The following is a 7,245-nucleotide window of genomic DNA, read 5'->3' as shown; positions in this document are numbered from 1 at the left end:
GGGGGGCCGCCGTCGTCGTCCCGGTCGTTCTCGGGGTCCGGCTCGTCGGGCTCCTGGGGCGGGGGCGGTGCCTGCCCCATCGGACCGTTGCCCATGTCGGGCGGAGGGGCCGCGGCCGCGTCCTCATAGGGGTCGGGCGGCGGCTCCTCCAGACCGGTCGCGATGCGGCGGGCCTGCTGGGCGGCAGGGCCGGAGGCCGAGGAGGCTCCGCCTGCGGAACCGTTCCCGGAGCCGTTTCCGGACGGGCCCGAGGACCCTCCGGCGTCGCCGCCTCCGCCGGGACTTCCGGGGCCGCCGGGGGAACCGCCCGACGGGGAGGGCGGGGACGGCGGAGGCGCCGAAGGCTGCGGGGCGGGGCGCTGCGGAGCGGCCGGGGGCGCGGACGCCTGGGGGTCGGTGCCGGTCACCGCGACCACCCGTACCTCCGCACCGAGGACCTGCTTGATCGCCTTGGCGACGACCGCGTCGCTCCCGCTGTTGGAGAAGCCCTTGGCCTCGTTGGGGCGGCCGAAGCCGAGCTGCACGGTGGTGCCCTCGATCCCCACCGGCCGCACGTCGCTGCCGCTGAGCACCATCCAGGTGAACCGGCGCAGCCCCTTGACCGCCTCCATCACCCGGCCCCACGAGGCCTGGAGCGTGGCGACGTCGACGGGGCCGCCCGCGGCCGGGGCCGACGGCGCGGCCTGCGGCGCCGGGGCCGCGGGGGCCGGCGCCGGCGGTTCGGGCGCGGCCGGGGCCTGCCGGGGGCCGCCCTCGCCGGGGCGCACGGCCTCGGGCCAGTCGTCGTCCCTCGCGGCCGGACGCGGGGGCTCCTCACGGGGCGGTGCGGGCCGCTCGGGCTGCGGTGCCGGCTCCGGGCGCGCGGGCGCAGGCGCGGGTGCCTGCGGCTCCGGAGCCGGGGCCTGTGGAGCCTGTGCCGGAGGTGCCGACGGGGCCGGAGCCTGCGGCGCGGGGGCCGGGTTCGCCGGTGCGGAGGCCACGCGGCGCTCCACCTGCTCCAGGCGGGCCGCGAGCGCACCCGCGTCGCCCGCCGGGGCGGCGCCGGGCAGCAGGATGCGCGCGCAGGTCAGCTCCAGCTGCAGCCGGGGCGAGGTCGCCCCGCGCATCTCGGTCAGGCCCTGGTTGAGCACCTCGGCCGCGCGGGTCAGCTCGGCCGGCCCCAGCCGCGAGGCCTGCTCGCGCATGGTGTCCACCGCGTCCGGGGAGACGTTGATCAGCCCCTTGTCCAGGGCGTCGGGCACGGCCGCGAGCACCACCAGGTCCCGCACCCGCTCCAGCAGGTCGGCGGTGAACCGGCGGGGGTCGTGGCCGCCCTCGGCGACGCGGTCGATCAGGGAGAACGCCGCGGCCCCGTCCCGGTCGCCCAAGGCGTCGACCATCTCGGACAGCAGCGAGGAGTCGGTGTAGCCGAGCAGCGCGACGGCGCCGTCGCGGCTGATGCCCTGCTCGTCGGAGCCGGCCAGCAGCTGGTCGAGGATGGACAGCGAGTCGCGGGCCGACCCGGCCCCGGCCCGCACCACCAGCGGCAGCGCGGCCGGGTCGAAGGGCACGCCCTCCTCGGTGAGGATCTCCTCCATCAGCTCGCGCAGCGTGCTCGGCGGGATCAGCCGGAAGGGGTAATGGTGGGTGCGCGAGCGGATGGTGCCGATGACCTTGTCCGGCTCGGTGGTCGCGAAGACGAACTTCAGGTGCGGCGGGGGCTCCTCGACGAGCTTGAGCAGCGCGTTGAACCCCTCGCGGGTCACCATGTGCGCCTCGTCGATGATGTAGACCTTGTAGCGCGAGTTGACGGGCGAGAAGAAGGCGCGCTCCCGCAGGTCGCGGGCGTCGTCCACACCGCCGTGCGAGGCCGCGTCGATCTCGATGACGTCGATGCTGCCGGGCCCGTCGGGCGCCAGGGCGACGCAGGCCTCGCACTCCCCGCACGGGTCGGGGGTGGGCCCCTGGTCGCAGTTGAGCGAACGGGCCAGGATCCGCGCGCTGGAGGTCTTCCCGCAGCCCCGGGGGCCGCTGAAGAGGTAGGCGTGGTTGATCCGGCCGTTGCGCAGCGCTTGGCGCAGCGGGTCGGTCACGTGCTCCTGCCCGCGCACTTCCCCGAACGTCGCGGGCCGGTACTTGCGGTACAGCGCGATGCTCACGGCGTGTTCACGGCTCCCTCGGTCGCATCCACGCCCCCCATTCAACCCCCTCCCGGCGACGGGACGCGCCGCGTTCGGCGAACCGGGGCCGGCGCCTGCAGGAGCTGCGGGGGTGAGGGAAACACAAAGGACCCCTCGCGCACCCGCCAGAGCTTACTTATCCTTGCTGCCTTCCGGCCCTGGGGAGGTTCATAAGGTGACGCCGCACGAGGGGTCTGCCCCCCACTGTATAGGACGCTGCGACCGGTCCGCACGGCCGCGCGGGTCCGGACGGGACGACCGGAGGCTCCCGCCGCCCTGCGCCCCGTGTCTCCCTGTCGTTGGGGCACCGAGTCACCGTGTCCCCCTGTCGACACATCGATGCCCCGGAGACCCCAGGAAGACGTTCGAAGCACTCCCTCATGGCATGTAGAGTTGTTCTCGGAGGATTCGCCTAGAGGCCTAGGGCGCACGCTTGGAAAGCGTGTTGGGGGCAACCCCTCACGAGTTCGAATCTCGTATCCTCCGCCAGCCTCTACGAGGCAGAACGAAGGCCCCGACCGGGTGCGCGGTCGGGGCCTTGTTCGTGTCTCGTCTCAGTTTTCGTCTCAGTTCGCCTCTTCGGCGCCTTTGTCGGCCCGCTTGGGTCCCTCCCAGATGAGCCCGCCGACGCGGTCCGCGACGTCGCTCCGGACTTGGTCGACCAGGTGCTGGTAGCGCTTGAGCATCGAGCCGGACGACCACCCCATGAGGCCCATGACGGCCCGGTCCGGAACTTCGAGGATGAGCAGCACGGTCGCGGCCGTGTGCCGGGCGTCGTGAAGCCGCGCTTCCCGAAGCCCGGCCTCCTTCAACAGCGCCTTCCACTCCCGAAAGTCAGTGTTCGGGTTCACCGGGTGCCCGAACGCGTCGGTAAAGACCCAGTCGCCGTCTTCCCACAGGTGTCCGGCCTGTTCACGCTCCTTCTCCTGTAGACGCCTATGCTCCTGGAGAAGGTCGGCCACCGGTGCCGGCACTCCGATCGGGCGACGCCCCGCGGCGGACTTGGTCTCTTTGGTCAACGGGTTGGCCCTCACCCGCTCGGGGCAGAACCCGGGCTTGCGGCCGCAGGGATCGGCGCATCCGTGCTTGTACTTCGGCCGGAGCAGGTGCCGCCGAACCCGGAGCGTTCGGGCGTCAAGGTCCACGTCCCTCCACTTCAGCCCCAGCGTCTCGCCCTGCCGGAGCCCGAGAGCAAGGGCCAGAGCCCAGCGCCCGCCGTTCCGCCGATCGGCAACCAGCCGGAGGAGTCCGCGGACCTGGTCGATGGAATACGGCTCGACTTCCTCTTCCACGACCTTCGGCGCCTTGGCCAGCAGCGCGGGGTTGCGGGTGATCACGCCCCGCCGAACCGCCTCGTTGAGCGACGCCCGGATCGTGCGGTGGGCATGGTGAACCGTCGCGGGCTTGCTGCCCTTGTCTCGCATCTTGCCGTAGAACCCCTCCAGGTGCTCCGGCTTGAGCTTGTCGAGCCAGTGCGCCCCGACGCCGGGGATCAGGTGGACGCTCACGTCCACGCGGTAGCCGCTGTAGGTGTTCTCCCCCACCGACGGCTTGGCGATGTGCTCCAGCCAGTGAGTGAGCCAGTCCTGCACTCGCCAGCGCTCCCCGACCTTCCGCAGGGTGCCGTTGTCCCGCTCCTGTTCGAGCTTCCGCACGGCCTTCGTGACCGCCATCCTCGTCTTCCGAGAGACGTGGCGGCGGTCCGGCTTGCCGTCGTCCTTGATCCCGACCGTCACGCGGCCGTGCCAGTAGCCGTCGCTCCCCTCGTAGATCGAAGACGCCATGTTCGGCTGACGGGTGCGCTTCGAGTCGCGCGTCATGCTGTCCTACTTCCGCGATTCGAGCGGGGGCCGCTGCGGAGCGGCCCCCGGGGGGTGGATCAGGCCGCGTCAGTGCTCTCGGAGAGCAGAAGCTCAACCAACTCGTCAAGGGCCTTGGCAGGAACGAGGCGGGTCTTGCCGAGCTTGACCGACCGAAGGCGCCCCTCCTTGATCAGCTCGAAGGCGCGGGTCCGACCGATGCCCAGCAGCTTCGCCGCCTCTTCGACGCGAAGCAGCTTCTTGTCCGTGGTGGTGGGCTGCATGATGGTGGTGCTCCTTTCGGGGAGTGCGGCCCCGGGGCGTAGCTGGCAGGCGATGCCCGGGGCCGCGTTCTTCATGGGGGTCAGCTCGCGGCCCGCTGTCGGTGGGCGCAGGGCGTGCAGTACTCGGGGTGGTCGGTGGCCACCGGGCGGCGGAAGTCGCCCCCGCATTCCCAGCAGCGGCCGGCCTCGACCGGATCGGGAACCGTGGACGGAAGGCGCGCCCCGCCCTCCGGCAAGTCCGCCACGTCCGCCACAGCCGAAACGCCGCTGGTCAACGGCCGGTTTTCTGTGGCGGACATGTGGCGTGTGGCGGATACCGAACCGCCACAGGAGGCGTCCGCCCCCTGCTGGCTAGCCATGGGGGGCAGGTACCGCGCCCACGCGTCGGCCAGGTCGTCGGCGGTGTAGCCCTTGGGAGTCGACCCGTCGGGCATGCGCACCGTGCGGGGCTTGATCGGGGCGCCTTCGGCGGTGGGGTACTTGCCCAGCATCCGCGACAGGCGCCGCGAGTCGATCGGCTTGCCCCCAGGCCCGATCTCTGCCCAGGGGGCGTCCTCCATCGCGCACAGCGCCTCTAGCAGTGCTTCGGTGGGCATCTTGTCGGCCCCGGCGAAGGCCGTGCGCACGTCGGCCAGCAGCCGCACTCCCAACGACACCTTGCCCGGGTCCTGGGAGGCCCCGACCAGTTCCAGGCACGCCTGGCGCGCCCGCTGGGGCCAGGTGCCCCCGGCGGCGTCGGCGACCATGAGCAGCGGCTCCCACACGTCGGCGGGCCGGTCGGTGACCCCTTCGGGCATCTCGGGGAAGGCCTGTCCCAGGTCCTCGCGCACCGCCCCCGCCCACGCGGCCAGTCGGGTGCTGAGTGCGTGGCCCTGGGGCTCGTGCAGCCGCTCGCGGTAGGGCTCGACCTTCTCTCCGGGGGCGCGCCGCCGCATGCGGATGATGACCGAGCGGGTCAGGATGGTGTCGGGAAGCTCTCCCAGACCGGCCAGGGCCAGGGCGCTGTAGGAGGGGAAGGCCACCACCTTCTGTTCCGAGCCGTCCCCGATGCACCGGTAGGACACCCCCGAGCGGCGGTGGCCGGCATTGAGCAGGCCGCGCAGTTCCTCGTTCTCCTTGGCCTTGGGGCCGAACACGGTGTCGATCTCGTCGAAGAGGATCGTGGGACGGTGCTCCAGATCGGAGATGGCGCGGAACATCGCGGCGGTGGTGGCGTTGACCGCCAGCATCGGGAACGGGACCAGGGTCGCCAGGATCTCCAGGGCCCGGGTCTTGCCGGAGCCGGGCTCTGGCGAGAGGAAGGCCAGGCGTGGGGTTGAGTCGAAGCACTCCAGCAGGTGGGTGTGGGCGGCCCACAGCACGGTGGCGACCACGGCGGCCTCGCTGGGGAAGGCCACGAAGCGGCGCATGAACGCCTCCACTTCATCGAGCACATGCCCGTCGGCGTGGTCCGGGGCTGGTCGGGTGTCGGTGTCGGTCACGTCCGGGCCCTTCTAGTTCGCGGCGGCGTTGATGCGGGCCATCACCCGGGCGGCGACGTGCTCGGGGTCGGCGCCGCGGTACACGGCGGTGGCGTACAGGGCCCAGATCACCGCGCGGCGGGGAAGCCGGTCGGATGCGGCCAGCGGAGCGAGCATGTAGGCGGCTTCGCAGGCGGCGGTTGTGGGATCGTCGGCGGCGGCCACGCTGTTCACGTGCTGTTGGAACAGGCGAAGGTCGCCGCGCTTGATGGTCACGACCTGGTTCATGTCGGGCTTCTCGGGCAGGGGCACGGCTGATCTCCCATCACGGTTGCGGAGTCTTGGAGGTGGCCCCGCCGCGGGTTCACCGACTGCGGCGGGGGCTCTGGTCGGGTCAGGTCCACCACAGGCCGCACGCGGCGACCAGGACGGTCGCGGCTACCGGGATCACCACGAGGAACACGATCAGGGCGGCGAGCTGGTCAACGGGCACGGTCGGCCCTCCGTTCTTGCGAAGGCTCTTCGGGGTGGTGTCAGGCGCTCTGCGCGCCGGTGTCGGGCACGACGGCCAGCCGGGACGGGCGGTCGGCGGGAGCGGTGCGGTGCTTGCGGATCTGTTCGCGGCCCCACCGCTCGGAGCGCCCGCACTCTCGGCCGATGAACGCTCCGGTGACCTCGCGCCCCTCCGCTTCGGCTGTGGTGATCAGCTCTGCCGCCCGGGCGGCGGCCTCTTCGGTCGACAGCTCCGGCTCTTCGGTCTCGTGCGGCACCCCGTCCGGGCCGGTGCCGCCTTCGGTCGGCCCGGGGGCGTCCGGGACGCGGGCGCCGGCGGCCTCCTCCACGGCGGGGGCGGGCGGCTGTGCCGCCGCATCCGGCAGGACTTGCGGGGCTTGCGGCAGTGGTGCCGCCTCCTCCGGCGGCTCTGCCGCCTCAGCGGCAGTCGGCGCGGCAGGATGCTCGTCGGGGGCGGCAGGGGGCGGGGCGGGCATGTTCCACCCGGCCGGTTCGGGGGCCGGTTCCGGGGGCGCCTGCCGGTCGCTGCCGGTGTCGTCGGCGGGGTTGTCGGCCTCCTGCCGCACGCTCTCAGGCGCGGGGGCGGGGACCGGGGCCAGGGCGATGCTGGCGACCAGGATCAGCCCGTCCACGCTCAGGGGGAGCAGGTAGGCCACCAGGGCCGATTCGCCGTAGGACAGCAGCAGGTCGCGCATGTGGCCGTAGGACACGATCGCGGCCACCGCGGCGACCACGGCCGTTCCCAGCCACCGAAGCGCCACGATCCACCAGGCGCCGTTCTGCCGGGTGCGGGTGACCATCTCGGCAACCAGAAGCAGCGCGATCGGCGCCCAGGCGGCCGCCACGATCTGCCCGGCATCGACCGCGGCGCCGCCGGAAGTGGCGTGCAGGACGTTGGCGCCGATGCTCACCGCGGCCCCGGTGATGAAGGCGACCCAGGGCACGAGCCGCCCCGTACCCGAAGTGCGTGCCGCGCTGCCGGGGGCGCTGCCGCCGTGGGCGGAAGTCGTGGCGCTCATGCGGCACCGCC

Annotated in this window: 6 protein-coding genes, 1 tRNA gene and 1 other RNA gene; 1 reads left to right on the top strand and 7 read right to left on the bottom strand. The window is 72.9% G+C overall.

What is annotated here, in order from left to right; genetic code table 11:
• Both C892_RS0121245 and ffs read right to left on the bottom strand, forming a co-directional pair.
• Positions 1 to 2,138, bottom strand: a 2,138-nt coding sequence (locus C892_RS0121245; RefSeq protein WP_017558829.1) for a DNA polymerase III subunit gamma and tau, incomplete at its 3' end; no start/stop codon positions are given.
• A 123-nt stretch (positions 2,139 to 2,261) separates the two neighbouring features.
• An RNA gene (gene ffs, locus C892_RS30815) (signal recognition particle sRNA small type) lies at positions 2,262 to 2,357 on the bottom strand.
• A 203-nt stretch (positions 2,358 to 2,560) separates the two neighbouring features.
• On the opposite strand from ffs, the gene C892_RS0121240 reads away from it, so the two are divergent.
• Positions 2,561 to 2,648: transfer RNA gene (locus C892_RS0121240), tRNA-Ser, on the top strand.
• A 77-nt stretch (positions 2,649 to 2,725) separates the two neighbouring features.
• Here the strand turns inward: C892_RS0121240 and C892_RS0121235 are convergent.
• From C892_RS0121235 to C892_RS30130, 5 genes are all read right to left on the bottom strand, one after another.
• On the bottom strand, positions 2,726 to 3,979 hold the full coding sequence (locus C892_RS0121235) for a tyrosine-type recombinase/integrase (RefSeq protein ID WP_017558828.1): 1,254 nt from the start codon (positions 3,977 to 3,979) through the stop codon (positions 2,726 to 2,728).
• A gap of 59 nt (positions 3,980 to 4,038) precedes the next feature.
• Positions 4,039 to 4,242 carry an excisionase family DNA-binding protein gene (locus C892_RS0121230; RefSeq protein ID WP_026124534.1) on the bottom strand — a complete coding sequence of 68 codons (204 nt, stop codon included), beginning with the start codon at positions 4,240 to 4,242 and terminating at the stop codon, positions 4,039 to 4,041.
• Between the two features lie 80 nt (positions 4,243 to 4,322).
• Positions 4,323 to 5,723: a DUF3631 domain-containing protein gene (locus C892_RS29360; protein WP_239647474.1), complete on the bottom strand. Its 1,401-nt coding sequence runs from the start codon at positions 5,721 to 5,723 to the stop codon at positions 4,323 to 4,325.
• Between the two features lie 12 nt (positions 5,724 to 5,735).
• Positions 5,736 to 6,014: a hypothetical protein gene (locus C892_RS0121220; protein ID WP_017558825.1), complete on the bottom strand. Its 279-nt coding sequence runs from the start codon at positions 6,012 to 6,014 to the stop codon at positions 5,736 to 5,738.
• 221 nt (positions 6,015 to 6,235) lie between these two features.
• Positions 6,236 to 7,245 (bottom strand): DUF2637 domain-containing protein (locus C892_RS30130; protein ID WP_204366458.1); only part of this gene is annotated, 1,010 nt, incomplete at its 5' end.

Origin of the sequence: Nocardiopsis baichengensis YIM 90130, assembly GCF_000341205.1 — a bacterium.
GTDB lineage: Bacteria > Actinomycetota > Actinomycetes > Streptosporangiales > Streptosporangiaceae > Nocardiopsis_A > Nocardiopsis_A halophila.
Note: the sequence above shows the minus strand (reverse complement) of the source record. Positions and strands in the feature narration are given on the sequence as shown.